This is a genomic window from Chloroflexota bacterium, assembly GCA_018829775.1.
Classification (GTDB): domain Bacteria; phylum Chloroflexota; class Dehalococcoidia; order Dehalococcoidales; family RBG-16-60-22; genus E44-bin89.
Window position 1 is genome coordinate 1 of record JAHJTL010000008.1, and the last position, 16,472, is coordinate 16,472.

Annotated in this window: 19 protein-coding genes; 14 read left to right on the plus strand and 5 right to left on the minus strand. The window is 53.7% G+C overall.

Going from position 1 to position 16,472, the window contains the following annotated elements; genetic code table 11:
* Nucleotides 1-31 precede the first annotated feature (31 nt).
* Both secF and KKD83_00805 read left to right on the plus strand, forming a co-directional pair.
* On the plus strand, nucleotides 32-955 hold the full coding sequence (gene secF, locus KKD83_00800; GenBank protein MBU2534690.1) for a protein translocase subunit SecF: 924 nt from the start codon (nucleotides 32-34) through the stop codon (nucleotides 953-955).
* 10 nt (nucleotides 956-965) lie between these two features.
* Entirely contained in the window at nucleotides 966-1,877 is a 912-nt protein-coding gene (locus KKD83_00805; GenBank protein MBU2534691.1) for a cation diffusion facilitator family transporter, read from the plus strand.
* An 84-nt stretch (nucleotides 1,878-1,961) separates the two neighbouring features.
* On the opposite strand, the gene KKD83_00810 is transcribed toward KKD83_00805, so the two are convergent.
* From KKD83_00810 to KKD83_00820, 3 genes are read right to left on the minus strand one after another with little or no spacing between them, the layout of a single operon-like run.
* Nucleotides 1,962-2,108 (minus strand): hypothetical protein, encoded by a 147-nt coding sequence (locus KKD83_00810; protein MBU2534692.1) that lies wholly within the window; start codon nucleotides 2,106-2,108, stop codon nucleotides 1,962-1,964.
* Nucleotides 2,109-2,129: 21 nt separating this feature from the next.
* Nucleotides 2,130-3,167 (minus strand): histone deacetylase, encoded by a 1,038-nt coding sequence (locus KKD83_00815; GenBank protein MBU2534693.1) that lies wholly within the window; start codon nucleotides 3,165-3,167, stop codon nucleotides 2,130-2,132.
* A 6-nt stretch (nucleotides 3,168-3,173) separates the two neighbouring features.
* Entirely contained in the window at nucleotides 3,174-3,785 is a 612-nt protein-coding gene (locus KKD83_00820) for a LysE family translocator (GenBank protein MBU2534694.1), read from the minus strand.
* 97 nt (nucleotides 3,786-3,882) lie between these two features.
* Here KKD83_00820 and KKD83_00825 point away from each other — a divergent pair, with 97 nt between their 5' ends.
* From KKD83_00825 to KKD83_00860, 8 genes are all read left to right on the plus strand, one after another.
* On the plus strand, nucleotides 3,883-5,082 hold the full coding sequence (locus KKD83_00825) for a DNA double-strand break repair nuclease NurA (GenBank protein ID MBU2534695.1): 1,200 nt from the start codon (nucleotides 3,883-3,885) through the stop codon (nucleotides 5,080-5,082).
* 211 nt (nucleotides 5,083-5,293) lie between these two features.
* A complete protein-coding gene (locus KKD83_00830; protein MBU2534696.1) occupies nucleotides 5,294-5,899 on the plus strand; it encodes a hypothetical protein in 606 nt (201 codons plus the stop codon).
* Nucleotides 5,896-7,506 carry an ATP-binding protein gene (locus tag KKD83_00835; GenBank protein MBU2534697.1) on the plus strand — a complete coding sequence of 537 codons (1,611 nt, stop codon included), beginning with the start codon at nucleotides 5,896-5,898 and terminating at the stop codon, nucleotides 7,504-7,506. Before KKD83_00830 ends, KKD83_00835 begins: the two co-directional genes overlap by 4 nt.
* A gap of 48 nt (nucleotides 7,507-7,554) precedes the next feature.
* The gene (locus tag KKD83_00840) at nucleotides 7,555-8,022 is read left to right on the plus strand and encodes a DoxX family membrane protein (GenBank protein MBU2534698.1); all 468 of its coding nucleotides are present in this window, start codon (nucleotides 7,555-7,557) and stop codon (nucleotides 8,020-8,022) included.
* 1 nt (nucleotide 8,023) lies between these two features.
* The gene (locus KKD83_00845) at nucleotides 8,024-8,842 is read left to right on the plus strand and encodes a patatin-like phospholipase family protein (protein MBU2534699.1); all 819 of its coding nucleotides are present in this window, start codon (nucleotides 8,024-8,026) and stop codon (nucleotides 8,840-8,842) included.
* A gap of 193 nt (nucleotides 8,843-9,035) precedes the next feature.
* On the plus strand, nucleotides 9,036-9,458 hold the full coding sequence (locus KKD83_00850; GenBank protein MBU2534700.1) for a transcriptional repressor: 423 nt from the start codon (nucleotides 9,036-9,038) through the stop codon (nucleotides 9,456-9,458).
* 24 nt (nucleotides 9,459-9,482) lie between these two features.
* A complete protein-coding gene (locus tag KKD83_00855) occupies nucleotides 9,483-9,728 on the plus strand; it encodes a ferrous iron transport protein A (protein MBU2534701.1) in 246 nt (81 codons plus the stop codon).
* A 72-nt stretch (nucleotides 9,729-9,800) separates the two neighbouring features.
* Nucleotides 9,801-11,510 (plus strand): ferrous iron transporter B, encoded by a 1,710-nt coding sequence (locus tag KKD83_00860; protein MBU2534702.1) that lies wholly within the window; start codon nucleotides 9,801-9,803, stop codon nucleotides 11,508-11,510.
* Between the two features lie 338 nt (nucleotides 11,511-11,848).
* Here the strand turns inward: KKD83_00860 and KKD83_00865 are convergent, their stop codons facing one another.
* Nucleotides 11,849-12,406, minus strand: coding sequence for an NYN domain-containing protein (locus KKD83_00865; protein MBU2534703.1), 558 nt, complete (start codon nucleotides 12,404-12,406; stop codon nucleotides 11,849-11,851).
* A 172-nt stretch (nucleotides 12,407-12,578) separates the two neighbouring features.
* On the opposite strand from KKD83_00865, the gene KKD83_00870 reads away from it, so the two are divergent.
* Together KKD83_00870 and ispH are read left to right on the plus strand one after the other, a co-directional pair.
* Entirely contained in the window at nucleotides 12,579-13,214 is a 636-nt protein-coding gene (locus KKD83_00870; GenBank protein MBU2534704.1) for a 1-acyl-sn-glycerol-3-phosphate acyltransferase, read from the plus strand.
* Between the two features lie 10 nt (nucleotides 13,215-13,224).
* The gene (gene ispH, locus KKD83_00875; GenBank protein MBU2534705.1) at nucleotides 13,225-14,064 is read left to right on the plus strand and encodes a 4-hydroxy-3-methylbut-2-enyl diphosphate reductase; all 840 of its coding nucleotides are present in this window, start codon (nucleotides 13,225-13,227) and stop codon (nucleotides 14,062-14,064) included.
* 1 nt (nucleotide 14,065) lies between these two features.
* Here the strand turns inward: ispH and KKD83_00880 are convergent, their stop codons facing one another.
* Nucleotides 14,066-14,296, minus strand: coding sequence for an Lrp/AsnC ligand binding domain-containing protein (locus KKD83_00880; GenBank protein MBU2534706.1), 231 nt, complete (start codon nucleotides 14,294-14,296; stop codon nucleotides 14,066-14,068).
* Nucleotides 14,297-14,520: 224 nt separating this feature from the next.
* Here KKD83_00880 and KKD83_00885 point away from each other — a divergent pair, with 224 nt between their 5' ends.
* Both KKD83_00885 and KKD83_00890 read left to right on the plus strand, forming a co-directional pair.
* The gene (locus KKD83_00885; protein ID MBU2534707.1) at nucleotides 14,521-15,678 is read left to right on the plus strand and encodes an acyl-CoA dehydrogenase family protein; all 1,158 of its coding nucleotides are present in this window, start codon (nucleotides 14,521-14,523) and stop codon (nucleotides 15,676-15,678) included.
* Nucleotides 15,675-16,460 (plus strand): electron transfer flavoprotein subunit beta/FixA family protein, encoded by a 786-nt coding sequence (locus KKD83_00890; protein ID MBU2534708.1) that lies wholly within the window; start codon nucleotides 15,675-15,677, stop codon nucleotides 16,458-16,460. The genes KKD83_00885 and KKD83_00890 overlap by 4 nt, the downstream gene beginning before the upstream one ends.
* Nucleotides 16,461-16,472: the final 12 nt, after the last annotated feature.

A 16,472-nucleotide genomic window follows, 5' to 3' on the forward strand; every position in this document is an offset into this window, starting at 1 on the left:
CACCTTTTCAGCGTATCGGTGGGTAAAAGAAATGTTTGACATTATCGGCAAAAGGTTTCGGTTCTTTCTGATATCGGGAGGGATTATCCTCATCGGGATTATCTCCCTGCTGACCTTCGGCCTGAAAATGGGTATTGAGTTCGGCAGCGGCTCGCTGCTCACCGTTGACTTTGAGCAGGATGTTGCGCAGGGCGAATTGAAGGAGGCGCTGGTTGACCTGGGTTACGATAACGTGATTATCCAGCGCACCGGTGCCGGTGACTACCTGATACGTACCGAGGAATTAAGCACAGAAGGCAAGAAAGCGCTGGAAGCCGGGCTTGAGGCAAGGTTTGGCAAGCTCACCGAGCCTGAGTTTTCTTCGGTTTCACCGATGATTGCCACGGAGACGGTACGGACGGCGGTTATCGCCGTGGCGGTGGCGGCTTTGGGCATATTACTCTACGTTACCTGGGCGTTCCGCCGTATGCCCAGGCCCATACATTACGGTACCTGTGCCATCATCGCCCTGGTTCACGATGCACTGGTGGCACTGGGTGTCTTCTCCATTCTCGGGGGCATACTGAACTGGCAGGTCAACATGATGTTCATCACCGGTATCCTGGCAGTTATCGGCTACAGCGTGAACAATACCGTGGTCATCTTTGACCGGATACGGGAAAACCTGCGCCTCGATATAAGCGTCAATTTTGAGACGGTGGTCAACAACAGCCTAGTGGAAACGCTCGGTCGCTCCGTAAACACCAGCCTCACCACGCTGGTGGTTGTGCTGGCGCTGCTGTTCTTCGTCGGCGCCACCATTCAGAACCTGGTTGCCGTCCTGATTATCGGCATCATTGCCGGAACCTTCAGCTCCGTCTGCATCGCGCCCACGCTGCTGGTGGTCTGGGACAAGAGGGAGTGGCGGCGGTTCATCAGCTGGCTGCCTTTCGCGTGGGCAAAGGCTGTGAAATAGGTTAAGGATGATGTTCGCTACCCGAAGTGGAGCGGCTAAGCTTTCTCTGGGCGTAGTCCTCTTCCTGATAGTGTTCAAGGTGGTGGTGGGGGTCCTCACCGGGAGCATCAGCGTTCTTGCCCAGGCGGCGGACAGTTTTTTCGATTTGTTTGCCATAGCCATTACCTTTTTTGCCGTTGTTGTCGCTACCAAACCCGCTGACGAAGAGCACCCTTTTGGCCACGGCAAGGTGGAAAATATAGCTGCCGTTGTGCAGGCGGTACTGATTTTTGCCGCCGGCGGCCTGATTATATATGCAGCGATACGCCGGATTATCGTCGGGGCAACCCTGGAGTTAACGGAAGCCGGTATAGGAGCAATGCTGGTTTCCATTGTGGTCAGCCTTTTCCTGTCGAGGTACCTGCTTAAAGTAGCCAGGACCACCGATTCGTTGGCACTTGAGGCCAATGCTCGCAATATTGCGGCCGATGTTTATTCCGCGGCAGGCGTACTGGTGGGGCTGGTGGTCATCCGTTTCACTGACCTCGCCATCATCGACCCGATAATTGCGCTGCTGGTTTCTCTGGTTATTTTCAAATCGGCTTATGAAGTATTGAGGAAGTCATTTGGTGGGCTGATTGATGTCAAATTACCGGAAACCGAAGAAAATATCATTAAATCAGCAATAATGGAGCATATCGGGGAGCTGGTTGATTTTCATGCCCTGCGTACGCGGAAGGCGGGAAGGCAGCGTTACATTGATTTGCATCTGGTAATGCCCGGAGATATCAGCATCGAAACAGCACACCGGATGTGCGACCACCTGGAACAGGATATTAAGCGCAAGCTGCACCACACCAGCGTCATGATTCACGTTGAACCGTGTAGTGAGAAATGTGAACAGTGCCCCATTCCGCCGGATTTGCGCCATAATAAGCTCTAGGGCAGGTTGGATATGCTGCCGTGTGGAGTTTGGTTATGGCAATTGCGAGGATGGCGGTGTTGAGTTAATAAGTGGGCAGTCTGTTTAGCGGATAATTCTGATGAGAATCAGAAGAATTGGCGGAATCAGCAAGGACGAAAACAGAATCACGGCCAGGCTTGCCCCGGCAAGGGCGGCTATCAGGGCAATCACATTAGCGGCAATGGCATAAAATATAAAATCCTTCATCATCTTACTACTCCACAGAATGCTTCAGGTAATTTTGTGTATTTCCTTTATTCGCGTGACCAGGTCACTTATATCCGGCACAGCCCGGCGGCGCTCCGGTTGCCCCAGCGGGTCTTCGCTATCTGACTTGCCGAGCAGGACATCGAAGGTTGCCTTTACCGATGTCGCCAGCGCTTTCAGATTATAGCCCCCTTCGAGGGTGATGACTATTTTCCCGTTGCAAAGTTCGTCGGCCAGCCCCTTGATAATCTGTACCATTTCAGCGAAGCCGGCGGTGCTGACCTCCATCATGGCCAGGCGGTCTTTCCAGTGCAGGTCATAGCCGGCGGATACCAGAATTAGCTCAGGGTGGAAACGCCTGACCACCGGCACGATAATTTGCTCAAATACCTGACGGTATTCCTCATCGCCGGAGCTGCTGGGCAGGGGGATATTGACCGTAGTGCCCTCGGTGGCGCCGCTCCCGGTCTCGCCAACGGTCCCGGTGCCCGGATAGTGAGGGTACTGGTGAGTTGATAAATAGAGAACCTGCGGGTTATTATAGAAGGCTTCCTGCGTGCCATTGCCGTGGTGCACATCGAAATCTATGATGGCGACCTTACCGATTTTGTGCTTCTTCAGGGCGTGCTGGGCGGCGATGGCGATGTTATTAAAGAGGCAGAAACCCATGGCGGCCATTGCGGTGGCATGGTGGCCGGGAGGTCTGACCAGGGCAAAGGCGCTGTTTACCCTGCCGCTGATAACGGCATCGGTCGCTTCCATAGCGCCGCCAGCGGCATACAGCGCTGCATCGTAGGAATCCGGCGACATAACGGTGTCGCCGTCAAGCCAGCCGCCTCCCCTCGACGCCGCATCCTGAATTCGTGAGACGTATGATGCCTGATGGACATAGGTCAACTCCTCCGTGGTGGCCGGGCGGGACTTGATGGATGTTAACTGCTCTAACAGCTTGGTTTCCGTAAGGTGAGCCATAATGGCTTCAAGGCGTTGTGCGTTTTCCGGATGGTAGCCGGTATCATGCTTCAGGTATACGGGGTCGTACACGTAACCTACCTTCATCATTCACCTCTAAATCACCAGTTGAATGCCTGATATCAGAAACCAGAGGCCGAAGCCAATAAGCAGCAGGCTGCAGGCAATAAAAAGCCACTCCTGCAGGCGTTGTCCCCAGAAGGTATGCGTCCGGTAAATAACATTGGATAACAGCGATAGCCAGACCAGGTCGCACAGCCAGTGCACGATGGTGAAGACAATCAGACCTGTCGTGCCGAACTCGAGGATGCGCATAATCAGCATGCTGCCGATGGTCGCCCACCACAGTAGGAAAAAGGGGTTGAAGCCGCTGGCAAAAATTCCAGCAAGGAAGGCATTGTAGGGCAGGTCTTTTCCTTTCCTGACCACCTCGGTGCGGGCACGGAACATGCTCACCCCCAGCCAGATAATCATGCCGCTGCCGGCCACGCTCAGCAGCAGTCGGACAATGTTTATCTGAAAAAACTGGGCGAAACCGAAGTAGATGAGCAGGATTAAGGGTACTTCAATCACGGCGTGGCCGAGGGAAATCCAGACTCCCGCCCACGGCGACTTGTAGCTTTTCGCCAGCGTGACGGCAGTCATGGGTCCGGGCATCATAACCCCCGAGAAGGAAATAACGATAACGCTTAGCAGTATGGGAAACATGGCCACTTTTTTATCATATCATACTGGCTTTTACTGTGTCTTACTGCCTTGAGTTCGTTCCAGTGATGGATTATACTTGGCCGTAGAGGGCGAAAGGGTGTCACTGGATTTAACCAAGATAGCTACACAGGCAAGCGCTATGGTGGCGCGGTTGAAGGAAGGTCGTGCCGAAAGGCAGCAGCGGCTTCACTACGCGCGGCAAATTTTCGGCGACGAAGCTATTGACCTGGATAAACTGAGGAAGAAAATAGCGGCCAGCCGGACCACGTGGCTGGTGGCGGAACTGACCGACGGGCTGGCAAAACGATACCCGGCCCCACCTATTCCCGCCGATTTCAACGTGATTGCCACCGACGGCTCCCATATTGACGTTGACCGGCACCGTGCCACGCGGTGCTACCTGATAAACATCGGCGCCGTCACCCTCAGCTATGGTGATGAACCGGACGCTGTATTGGATAGCACGCCTCATCTTTACGCTGAAGATGAAGACCTGGTGATAAAGCCGTCGGCCGCGACCGGCCGTGAGCAGATGGTTGAGGGCACGCTGCTTGGCATCAAGCGCGCTGTTGAGGAATGTCGCCATCTGTCCCTGCTGGCAGGGGAACAATTACCGGGCAGCACCACGCTGGCGCTGCTCGATGGCACACTCATTTTATGGGGGCTGGAGGCGTATCCCGACTTCGTTGCTGAGATAATGTTGGGCCAGGGTTTTCTGACCTGCCTGGAGGAAATTAAGAAGCTCAACCGGGACCGGCGCGTTGCCCTCGCCAGCTACATAAGCTTTCCGCGAAGTACGGATGTGGTCAACGTGCTGAGGGTGGCCATCTGCCCGCATGAAGTGTCGGACTGCGACCGCTTTTGCCCGCCGCCTGAAAACAGGGACTGCGAGGGCGTGGCCGGCGTTACCGACCGTGAGCTGTTCATGGACGCGCTTGAGCCTGGAGAGAGGTCGGCGCTTTTCATTAGCCCGTCGAAAATAACCAAGGAACGTTATGGGGAACACCGGATTTATTTCTGCTACCTTCGACTTGAGGAAGAGGTGGCCAGGGTGGAGGTGCCGCGCTGGGTGGCGGAGAACGCTGAATTAATAGACATTGTGCATAGCTTAGTCCTTGACCAGTGCCGCAGGGGGCATGGCTACCCGGTGGCTTTGAGTGAGGCCCACGAGCAGGCGGTGGTCACCGGCGCCGACCGCGCCGAGTTCTGGCAGTTTGTTGAGTCTTTATATGTGGAGGAAAAAATCCCCACCCTCACTTCCGCCAAGAGTTTTAGTAAGCGGACGAGGTGGGTATAAATTAATAAAAATTGAGGAAGGTGAAATGGGCACTAAAGGCAGAAAAAACGTAAAGAAATCCAAGCAGAAGAAAGAGAAAAAGGAAAAAGGGAAGTAAGAGACAGTAGAATAAGAGAGATTTGACCTCTCCCTTTCCTGAAGGGAGATTGAGAGGGATTTCAAATCCCCCTTTATCCCCCTTTTCCAAAGGGGGAATAGAGTACCACAGGAGGTGAGACTAATAAACTCTAGTTTAGCAGACAGAGTCGGGGAAATTATCGAAGCCAGCACCGCGGACTTCGTGGCGCAGTGCTACGAGCTTTATGAGCTGCCGCCTCTGGGCAGTCTGGTGAAGACGAAAAACGGCGAGCTGGACATATACGGCATCGTCTGCCACGCCACCACCGGCAGCCTGGAGCCGGGGCGTCGACCCATCGCCCGCGGACGTGATGAGGAAAGTGAAGAGGCCATTTACCAGTCCAGCCCCCAGCTCTCAAAGCTGCTCCGCAGCGAGTTCAGCACGCTGGTGGTGGGGCATAAAACAGGAGACAGTATCAATCAGTATCTGCCCCCGAATCCGGCACGCATCCACGGCTTTGTCTACCAGTGCCCGCCCGATGAAATACGAGAGTTCGGAAGGTCGCTGGGATTTCTCACCTTGCTGGTGAATACCAACCTGCCCGTGGCCAAAGAAGAGATTATTCCTGCCGCGCTGCGCTTGATGAGTCAGGCACAGGAGGATTCTCACAGTTTCCTGGTGGCGGCGGGCAAGGAACTGGCGGTCATGCTCGGCGGGCAATATAATCAGCTCAAGGCCATTCTGGGGAGGCTGAAATGACGGATAGACTGGGCATCGTGGTCTCCGGTTCACTGGAAAGCGGCGTTGAGGTCAAGCTGGATGGCGCGGTATCGGTGGAGGACATGGCGGTGGGTCGCTACGTCACCATCGAGGGACAGAAGCAGCGATATTTCGGCATGATTACCGATATCGGCCTGGGCGTCATCGACCCGCGATTTACCCTGACACCGCCGGATATATCAGACCCGTTTATTTCCGAGGTGCTCTCCGGCACCAGCACCTACGGCACCCTGCATGTGCTGCCCATGCTCACCATAAGCGGCGATGTCTCCAGCCTCATCGAGGGGCCGCAGCCGGTAAAGACAGTGCCGACTCATTTCTCGGCGGTCAACCTCGCCTCGCAGCGGGATGTGGAACTCGTCTTCGGTGGTGAGGATGAAAAAAGGTTTTACGTCGGCACGCCGCTGGATATGGAGACCAAGATATGCCTCGACCTGCCGGAGCTGGTCAAACGCTCCAACGGCATCTTCGGCAAGAGCGGTACGGGCAAGACATTTTTAACCCGCATCCTCCTCATCGGCATACTGCAGAAGAGCGCCGCGGTGAACCTGATATTCGACATGCACAACGAGTACGGCTGGGCGGGGACGAGCGAGGGGGGCAAATCGGTCAAGGCGTTAAAACAGCTCTTCCCCTCGAAGGTGGCGGTGTTCACTCTCGATGAAGAAAGCTCACGAAGGCGAAAAGTAAGCACCGACTTCGTGGTCAGGATAGGCTACGATGAGATTGAGCCGGAGGACATGGCGCTATTGCGCCAGACCCTGAATCTGACCGAGCCGGCGGTGGAAGCAATTTACCAGCTGCGGCGCAGACTGGGTAAAAACTGGCTGCAACAGGCCGCAGATATGACCGATTCAGATGAGACTAGCCAGCTATTAAAAGAGCTCGATATCCACGAGAGCACCTTCGGGAATTTGAGAAGGGGACTGGCCACGATAAGTCGCCTCCCCTTCATCGAGCCCCAAGCCCCGGATAATGCCGTGGCGCGCATTCTGGAGTACCTTGACCGGGGCATAAATGTGGTGCTGGAGTTTGGCCGCTACACGGACATAACCGCCTACATCCTGGTGGCAAATCTACTGACGCGGCGCATACACGCCCGGTACCGGGACCGGATGGAGAAGGCGATGGGCGAGGATACCGTCAAGCCGACGCCGCTGGTTATCACCATTGAGGAGGCACACCGATTTCTGAACCCGGAGGTTGCCAGCCGGACCATTTTCGGCACCATCGCCCGCGAGATGAGGAAATACAATGTGACCCTGCTGGTCATCGACCAGCGTCCCAGCGGCATTGACACCGAGGTGATGTCGCAGATGGGCACCAAGGTCACCTGCCTGCTCGACAACGAGAGAGACATTGACAGCGTCCTCGCCGGCGTCTCCGGCAAAAGTGCGCTGAAATCGGTGCTTTCCCGGCTGGAATCGAAGCAGCAGGCGCTTATCTTCGGCCATGCCGTACCTATGCCGGTGGTCATCAGAACGCGGGAGTACGGCTCACCGCAGTCATATCGGGAATTGCTCACCACCGGGAAGGCCGAAGGCGGGGAACAGACGGAAAAAGACATCGAAGAGCTGTGGGGATAAGGGACTGATCCGCCGCAGAGAATAGAGACTATTGAACTGAACTGCAGCATGACACGTCTTAACTGGTTAGCCACCGGCGCCGGTATCATCATGGGCCTCATTTTTATGGCCGCCGGTCTGGGGAAACTGCTCAACCCGATGGAATCGTCTATCATTTTTGTTTTCCCGGAATTTCTGCCGACGGCACTGGATGAATTCATCTTCCACTGGTTGCCTTATCTCGAGATAATAATCGGCGTGCTCCTCATCACCGGCATTGCCGCCAGGCTGGTTGCTTCCCTGGCGCTGGCACTTACCGTGAGCATGATTGCCAATAACAGCATACTGCTTGTTCAGGGGCTCGGGGACAAACCCTGCGGCTGTTTTGGTGAAGCGGAGAGATTGGCACAGTTAAGCCTGTCTGTTACCGGCGCACTCTATATAGATGTGGTGATGCTTATACTGGGCTTTATGGTTTTATTCTTTTATCAGGGCAGATTTTTCAATATCAGTCCCTGGTTCTTAAGGAGAGGTTGAATTGCCAAAGCAGAGGATAGGGTTGGCACTTGGGGGTGGTGCGGCGCGGGGAATGGCACACATCGGCGTCCTGACCGTTCTGGAGAAAGAAGGGATTCCCATTGATTTTATCGCGGGCACGAGTGCCGGTGCCATTGTTGGTTCACTGTATGCCCGGAGTAAAAACGCGGCGCAGATAAAGGAGAAAGTCATCGCAATGTCAGCGCGCAGACTAACCAGGTTAATCGACCCGGCACTGCCTAGGACCGGTTTCATCAAGGGAGATAAATTCAACGACTTGCTGGTCTCGTTTCTCGGCAGCGATGTTAAATTCAGCGACCTGCTGATACCCTTCGCCTGCACAGCCACCGATATCGATACCGGAGAAGCGGTTGTGTTCGACCGCGGTTCCGTGGTAGAAGCGGTCAGGGCCAGCATTTCCCTGCCGGGCATATTTACCGTGGTGAAGAGGGCAGGTAGATACCTGGTGGATGGTGGGCTGACAGACCCGGTGCCGGTGAACCTGGTCAGAAGAATGGGCGCCGACTTCGTTATTGCCGTCAACGTCATCCCGGACGTGGTTGACCGTTCACATGACTCAGTTGAGGAGCGTATCAAGGACGCCAAGGAGCCAAATATCATCCACGTCCTGATTCAATCCGTACACATTGGCACCTATTCGCTGGTGAGGTCAAGCCTGGAGAAAGCTGACGTTGTGATTGAACCGGACGTGGTGCATATCGGTGCCGCTGAATTCCATCATGCCCGGGAGTGCATCAAGCAGGGTGAACTGGCGGCACGAAAAGCCATGCCCGAAATCAAAAGCAAGTTGGGAATTTGAAGTCCGTGGAGAGTGACATTGCCTGAACCTGAAGCTGTCTCCACGGAACGCCGCCATTTTTTATCCGCCTGGCATAAAACCTGAAATAACGATTTTCCATCTTAATATTATTATTGCCAAAAGAAAGCAAACAATGTATAATTACTATTGCAAATGATTTGCATTAGCATTAAAATATCAGGGCAGTATTAAAATGAACACAAGCCGCAGGAAACTGAATGGCGCCGGTAAGAGATTCACTCACCAGCGCGCTCTGATAATGGATATCATCCGCCAGGGGCATGGACATCTTGATGCCGATGAGATATTCCTCCGTGCCCGTGAGATGGAACCACGCCTAAGCCTCTCCACGGTTTATCGCACTCTGCAGATGCTGAAAGAGCTGGGTATAGTGGACGAACTGCATTTTGGCGAGAACCATCACCGCTATGAGGTTAAACCGACTAAGGAGCACCATCATATGGTGTGCCTTGGCTGTGGTCGGGTGATTGAGTTCGACTATCCGTTGTCCCGCTATCTGAAGAGGGAAGTGACAGCATTGAAGGACTTCGACATTGATGAGACGGAAATACGTGTTGCCGGCTACTGCAAGCAATGTCGCCGGTCTCAACGGTAAAATTGCTCCATAAAAAGGTGAAGTATGACCGTAACGAAGCAGGTGAATTTAAGGCAGATGTATCCCGGCCAGAGTGGCAAGGTGGTGAAGGTAGACGGAGGGGTGGGATTGGTGAGCCGTCTCAGCGCGCTGGGTATCAGGCCGGGTAAGAAAATTACCAAGGTAAGTTCGATGCTGATGCGAGGACCGGTAACCGTGCAGCTGGGAGGTACCCGGTTGGCCATCGGATTTGGCATGGCAAATAAAATTCTTGTTGAGCTTGACCAGTGAGGGGAGAGGAGGGGAATGGCGTGTCACGGTGCCAGTACCAACGTTAAAAATCGCCGGGGTAAAAATAGTGTCCTGAGAAAAATACTCCTCATGGGCAATCCCAACGTCGGCAAGAGCGTCGTTTTCTCACGACTGACGGGCGTGCGGGTTATCGCCTCCAACTATCCGGGAACCACGGTTGGTTACACGCAGGGGCTGATGAAGGTCGGGGAAGAGACGACGGCGGTGATTGACGTGCCAGGAACCTACAGCCTGGAGCCAACCAGTGAGGCAGAGGAAATCGCCCTGCAGATGCTCGCCACCGGCGATGTGGTCATCAATGTAATTGATGCCACCAACCTGGAGAGAAACCTCAATCTGACGCTCCAGCTACTGGAAAAAGGGGTCCCCATGGTCGTCGCCCTGAACATGTGGGACGATACCGGTCACCGTGGCATTCACATTAACCTGAAGCGGCTTGAAGAGTTGCTTGGCGTACCCGTTATCCCCACGGTGGCGGTGACCGGGCAGGGAATCAAGGAACTGGTGGAAAGCATTCCCGTGGCCAGGGCGCCCAAGTTGCTGCCAGGCAGCCATGATGAGAGGTGGGCAGCCATCGGCAGCATTGTGGAACAGGTACAGCAGGTCACCCACCGACACCATACCTGGCTGGAACGTCTGGGGGATGCCAGTGCCCGTCCGATAACCGGTATTATAATTGCTGCGGTAGTTCTCGTGGGCACATTTCTCGGTATCCGTTTCATCGGTGAAAACCTGATCACCTATGTCTTAGACCCTATATTTGAGCATCTCTGGACGCCGGTGGTACTTTTTTTCAGCGACCTTATGGGCGGCTCCGGTATTATCCATGACGTGCTGCTCGGCAATATTGTGGCCGGTGAAGTCAATTACATCGAGTCATTTGGTCTGCTGACCACGGGCCTCTACGTGCCCTTTGCCATGGTGCTGCCATATATCGTCGCTTTCTATTTCGTCCTCGGCCTGCTTGAGGACGTCGGTTACCTGCCACGTCTGGCCGTTCTCATGGATACCATCATGCACCGCCTGGGCCTTCACGGCTACGCCATTATTCCCATGTTGCTGGGACTGGGGTGTAACGTGCCGGCGATTCTGGCAACGAGGATACTGGAAAGCAAAAGAGAGAGGTTCATCGCAGCCACGCTTATCTCCATTGCCGTGCCCTGCGCTGCGCTGCAGGCAATGGTCATCGGGCTGGTTGGACAGCGCGGGATTCAATACGTCGCCATCGTCTACGGGACTCTTTTCATAGTCTGGGTTGTTCTCGGCTTTATACTCAACCGCATGGTGAAGGGATTCAGCCCCGAGCTGTTGATTGAGATACCACCCTATCGTATACCGCCGTGGCGCACTGTGCTTCAGAAGCTATGGTTTAGAGTCTATGGATTCCTGCATGAAGCCATCCCGATTATCCTGGGCGCCGTACTGGTGATGAACATACTGCATGCACTGGGTGTATTCGATGTCATCGCCAATTTCATGGCACCGGTGGTAACCGGCCTGCTGGGATTGCCCAAGGAAGCGGTGGTGGCGCTGGCGATAGGCTTCCTGCGCAAAGACGTGGCCTTGGGTATGCTGGGGCCGCTGGCGTTGACCTCGGAACAGCTGGTCGTCGGCAGCGTCGTTCTGGCGATGTTCTTCCCCTGCATTGCTACCTTTGTGGTGCTCCTCAGGGAACTGGGCACCACCGGTATGCTCAAGGCAGCTGCTATAATGCTCGTCGTGGCCCTTTCGGTGGGAGGGCTGCTGAACCTGATTCTCTAGCTTAAACGAACGGTTTCCCGTGTCAATTTAGCTTGATGCCCGTGATTGTAATGCAGACTATGGCTTTGGCTTTCCCTGATACACCGAGGAATTGTGTTTCCTAGATTGCTTAGTAATAATCAGGGGCAGGGGCGGCAACCTGATTTGACGAGGGTGTTTGACGGGTTGATTCAAATATTTGACAAGAGATTATTGACAAACTTGACATATATGATATACTTATAGTGAATTCTCGTTGTACCAACAACGGGGATTAAATGAAAGCCTTCTATTGTTCCGTCAGTAGAAGGGAAATTAAATTGTTGAAGAGCCCTGCTTAAATAGCAGGGCTCTTCTCCTTAAACCAGGCAGTCAGCAAGATACTCCGCAGTTAAGGGGATTCTAACATCTGATGCTTCTCTTAACTTTGTAGACCATCCTTTATCTAAAGCGCAGGAATTTTCAACCCTTTTGTGAGTATGCTCCCTGATGTAATCAACCCCTTCGACTAAATCCTCATCACCAGATACAAGTATAGCGGTATCATACGCATCAGATACAGCTAGGGTTACCATCTCCACGGCGATTCGTGTATCAACACCTTTTTGAATATGAGTTTTAAAAACAAATTCCTTCTTACAATCAGGATTGGGGCATTTAACTTTATACTCTTTTGGAATAAGCCTGCCCATTCTTTTCTGCAAATTATTAATCCAACCTAATTTCTCCAAGAACCTTTGTTGAGCTTTTTGTTCTTCAGGGTCTGCACTGGGAGAGCGAGTATTATAGTAATAAATACGTACTAGTCTTCGGTCTCCTAGCAGTTTATGAGCTAGCTTTTCAATATCAACTTGTTTACCCTTAGGAATTAATTCTCTAGTGCGTTTGTAAAGATTAGCACCATCAATAAATATCATTACACGAGTATCAGATATAGCCCTACCTCCTTGTGATATGAATTATACTACGAGAATAGATAGTGTCAAGATAGGGCTGTCTAGGGTGGAGCATTTCGCAACAAGCTGAATTGTCTTTAGCTTGCCTCATCGCTATAATTGAAAGGTACTGGTCTTTTTATTAAGGTACAAAATGCACTGGATATATTACGGAGGCCGTTATTTTACCCGGGTGGTTCTGTTCCTCTTTACCCGGTGGCGGGTGCTCGGCAGGGATAACATTCCGGATGAGGGGCCGTTACTGGTTGCGGCCAACCATCTAAATCTGGCTGACCCGCCGATAATGGGTTGCAGTATCAACCGGCAGGCGATGTTTCTGGCCAAAGAAGAGTTATTCCTGCACCGGATTCAGAGGTATATCGTCCGCAACTACGGCGCCTTTCCGGTACGACTCGGCGGCATGAACCGGGACGCACTGCGCTTCGCTGAGCAATGGTTCGGCAGAGGAAAGGCGATGATTGTATTTCCAGAGGGGCGACGGAGCATGGAAGCGCAGATGGTGGATGCCTTTTCCGGCTCGGCACTCATCGCAGTACGAAATGGTGTTCCTATATTGCCGGTGGGAATTTACGGCACCGAAAAGATAACCGGCCTTACCTGGTGGTTGCGCCGTCCCAGAATCACGGTGAATATCGGGCGCCCGTTTAATCTTCCGTCGGTGAATGGCAAAGTAACCAAGAAACAGCTCATGGAGTTCACGCATTCCATAATGGCACGTATTTCTGAGCTGTTACCCGAAGAATATCGGGGGCAATATGGTGGAGAGTAAAGCGAGCAAGATGACAATTGAAAAGGCGGATAAGGCAGGTTTCTGTTTCGGTGTGAAACGAGCCCTTGATATACTGGAGAAGGTGGCCCATGAGCGTGGTGGTGTGGAAACGCTGGGGGCGGTGGTGCATAACCGGCAGGTGTTGCAAAAGCTGGCGGAAATCGGCGTGAAGGTGGCCAAAAATGTAGAAGATATCCGCGGCGATGTGGTAGTAACCAGCTCTCACGGGATAAGCCCGCAGATTGAGGAGGAAATCGGGGCCAGGAATATTGAAATCATCAGCACCACCTGCCCGTTCGTACTTCGAGCACAGGTAGCGGCCCGGAGACTGGCGGAAGCCGGCTTTCTGGTGGTTATTTACGGCGATGCAGAACACCCGGAGGTCAGGGGTATTCTCGGCTGGGCCAAGGGAAACGGTATCGCCGCACTTGACGAAAAGTTCATTGCCAAGCTGGACCAGATACCGCGCCGCATTGGAATTCTGTCCCAGACCACGCAAGTACCGACCCGCTTCACTGAATTCGTCAGGAAACTGATTGATGCTGCTTTTATCCGGGATGCGGAAATGCGGATTATCGATACCATCTGCCACGATATCAGGGAACGCCAGGCCGCCGCCATCGAACTGGCCGGTCAGGTGGACCTGATGCTGGTTGTCGGCGGGCATCACAGCGCCAATACCAATCGTCTGGCCGAATTGTGCTCTCAGGTGGCGGAAACGCATCTGGTCGAAACCGCCGCTGAAATCCAGACTTCCTGGCTGGAAGGAAAACGACGTGTCGGGATAACGGCTGGCGCTTCAACCGATGAGCAGATAGTTAATGAAGTATTGAGGGCGTTGCAAGCGTAACTTAAATTGCCAGGCAGGTCACCGTACGTGATATGCCGGGAACAGGGTGAATCTTCCCGGTAACCAGGTCGCCAATATCATTTAGGCTCTCACCCTGCAGAATGGCAATGATGTCATAGGGACCCGTCACGGTATCCACCGACACAACACCGCTCAATTTTTGCAGGGCAGTAACCACGTCTCTGGTTTTGCCTACCTCGGTCTCAATCAATACAAATGCCTTAGCCGCCATCGTGCACACCCCCTTTCTGCCAGACTGACTGCAATCACCAGTACTCTGCAATCGGTAGTATAACCACTGCGATGGGCTCTGTCAAGGTGTATATTATAGTCTTACCTTGACGGCAGCAAGGGGCTTTATCTATAATTTTACTTGATTTCTACTGGAGGAAGCGGACTGTTCATTGCATTTCCCCGTTAGCAGATGTACAGCCTGGATAGGAAAGGAGCATTTCATTGGAATATTTTTTGACTGAAGAGCAGAAAACAATCAAAAGCCTGGCCCGAAAAATTGCCGAGGAGAGAATCCTGCCGGTACGGGCTGAGCTGGATGAAAAGGAAGAGTTCCCCTGGGCAATTGTAAAGGACCTGGCGGATGCCGATATGTTCCGTGTTTTCGTCCCGGAAGAGTATGAAGGGCTGGGCGGCGGTTGCCTGGAACTATGCCTGGTGGTGGAAGAGTTGAGTCGGGTGTGCGCTGGAGTAGCCGCAACCTATGCCGTGAATGCCCTTGGCTGTTATACGCTGATGGAATACGGAACCGAGGAGCAGAAACGCAAATACCTGCCGGATATCGCCGCCGGTAAAAAACTGACCGCCTTCGCCATCAGCGAGGCCACGGCGGGCAGCGATGCCAGTGCCATCAAGATGACCGCGGACAAGGTTGAAGGTGGCTATATGCTCAACGGCACCAAGCAGTTCATCACCAACGGCGGTGAGGCCGAGCTCTACACGGTGATAGTCCTGACCGAGAAGACCAGAGGTGCACGCGGCGCCAGCGCCATCCTCGTCGAGAAGGGAACACCGGGCTTCACCTTCGGCAAGAAAGAGAAAAAAATGGGTATCCGGGCATCCGCAACCCGGGAGCTCATCTTCCGCAACTGCCTCGTTCCGGAGGGGAACCTTATCGGCAAGCCGGGCATGGGATTTATCCAGGCGATGAGGCTCTTTGACCGCTCACGACCCGGGATTGGCGCGCAGGGGGTCGGTATCGCACAGGGGGCACTGGAGGTGGCGGTGGACTATGCCCAGCAGCGCATCCAGTTTGGACATCCGATTATCTCTCTGGCGGTGGTGCAGGACATGCTGGCGGAGATGGACATTCAGGTTGAGGCGGCCCGGGCGCTGGTCTACGCAACGGCGAGGACGGTCGATAGCGGCGCCCGAAAAATTACCGAGGAATCAGCCATGGCCAAGGTTTTCGCCTCGGATGTGGCGATGAAGGTCACCACCGACGCGTTGCAGATATGCGGCGGTACGGGCTATATGAAGGATTTCCCGGTGGAGAAGATGATGCGGGACGCCAAAATCACCCAGATATATGAAGGCGCCAATCAAATCCTGCGCAATGCCATTGCCGTTGAACTGAGAAAGCGAAAGGCAAGGACGGAATGAACATCGTCGTCTGCCTGAAGCAGGTGCCGGGTACCACGCAGGTCAAAATCGATCCCGAGACCAACACCCTTATCCGCCAGGGAATCGAAAATATCATAAATCCTTTTGATAACTATGCCATTGAGGAAGGGGTCCGGCTGAGGGAGCGATTTGGCGGCAAGGTGACCGCCATCAGCATGGGCCCATCGCAGGCGGAAACCGCCCTGAGAGAAGCCATCTCGCTTGGCGTAGATGAGGGGATTCTGTTGAGCGACCCCGCGTTTGCCGGCGCCGACACCTGGGCGACCTCCTACACGCTATCGGCGGCGATTCGCAAGCTGGGGCAGATTGACCTCGTCATCTGCGGTCGGCAGACGCTGGATGGTGATACCGGGCACGTCGGTCCACAGTTAGCCGAGATTCTGGACTTTCCGTTTGTCGCTTATGTCAGCAGCATAGAAGAGGTAGTTGATGGCGGGATGTGTGTTCGGCGCATGATTGAGGATGGATATGAGGTAATTGAAAGTCCTCTGCCCGCCGTGCTCACCGTGGTCAAGGAAATCAACACGCCACGCCTGCCCTCTCTCCGCGGCATTGCCCGGTCTAAAAGCGTTGTCATCCCGGTCTGGGGAGTTGAGGAGATAGACATAGACCCGGATAAGGTCGGCCTGTCCGGTTCTTATACGCAGGTGGTAAAGATATTTACTCCCCAACGGGTGTGCCAGGGCGAAATATTTCAAGGGGATTTGGAAAATCAGGTTGATTGCCTGATTGGGCGATTAAAGGATAACGGATTCGTATAAAGGCAGAAAGGT

What these genes read in the sequence shown, in the direction of transcription:
- KKD83_00870 (MBU2534704.1), top strand. Translation starts at nt 12,579, where the DNA reads ATGCACTGGATATATTACGGAGGCCGTTATTTTACCCGGGTGGTTCTG.
- ispH (MBU2534705.1), top strand. Translation starts at nt 13,225, where the DNA reads ATGACAATTGAAAAGGCGGATAAGGCAGGTTTCTGTTTCGGTGTGAAA.
- KKD83_00855 (MBU2534701.1), top strand. Translation starts at nt 9,483, where the DNA reads ATGACCGTAACGAAGCAGGTGAATTTAAGGCAGATGTATCCCGGCCAG.
- KKD83_00840 (MBU2534698.1), top strand. Translation starts at nt 7,555, where the DNA reads ATGACACGTCTTAACTGGTTAGCCACCGGCGCCGGTATCATCATGGGC.
- KKD83_00815 (MBU2534693.1), bottom strand. Translation starts at nt 3,167, where the DNA reads ATGATGAAGGTAGGTTACGTGTACGACCCCGTATACCTGAAGCATGAT.
- KKD83_00865 (MBU2534703.1), bottom strand. Translation starts at nt 12,406, where the DNA reads ATGATATTTATTGATGGTGCTAATCTTTACAAACGCACTAGAGAATTA.
- KKD83_00820 (MBU2534694.1), bottom strand. Translation starts at nt 3,785, where the DNA reads ATGTTTCCCATACTGCTAAGCGTTATCGTTATTTCCTTCTCGGGGGTT.
- KKD83_00805 (MBU2534691.1), top strand. Translation starts at nt 966, where the DNA reads ATGTTCGCTACCCGAAGTGGAGCGGCTAAGCTTTCTCTGGGCGTAGTC.
- KKD83_00810 (MBU2534692.1), bottom strand. Translation starts at nt 2,108, where the DNA reads ATGATGAAGGATTTTATATTTTATGCCATTGCCGCTAATGTGATTGCC.
- KKD83_00890 (MBU2534708.1), top strand. Translation starts at nt 15,675, where the DNA reads ATGAACATCGTCGTCTGCCTGAAGCAGGTGCCGGGTACCACGCAGGTC.
- secF (MBU2534690.1), top strand. Translation starts at nt 32, where the DNA reads ATGTTTGACATTATCGGCAAAAGGTTTCGGTTCTTTCTGATATCGGGA.
- KKD83_00850 (MBU2534700.1), top strand. Translation starts at nt 9,036, where the DNA reads ATGAACACAAGCCGCAGGAAACTGAATGGCGCCGGTAAGAGATTCACT.
- KKD83_00835 (MBU2534697.1), top strand. Translation starts at nt 5,896, where the DNA reads ATGACGGATAGACTGGGCATCGTGGTCTCCGGTTCACTGGAAAGCGGC.
- KKD83_00880 (MBU2534706.1), bottom strand. Translation starts at nt 14,296, where the DNA reads ATGGCGGCTAAGGCATTTGTATTGATTGAGACCGAGGTAGGCAAAACC.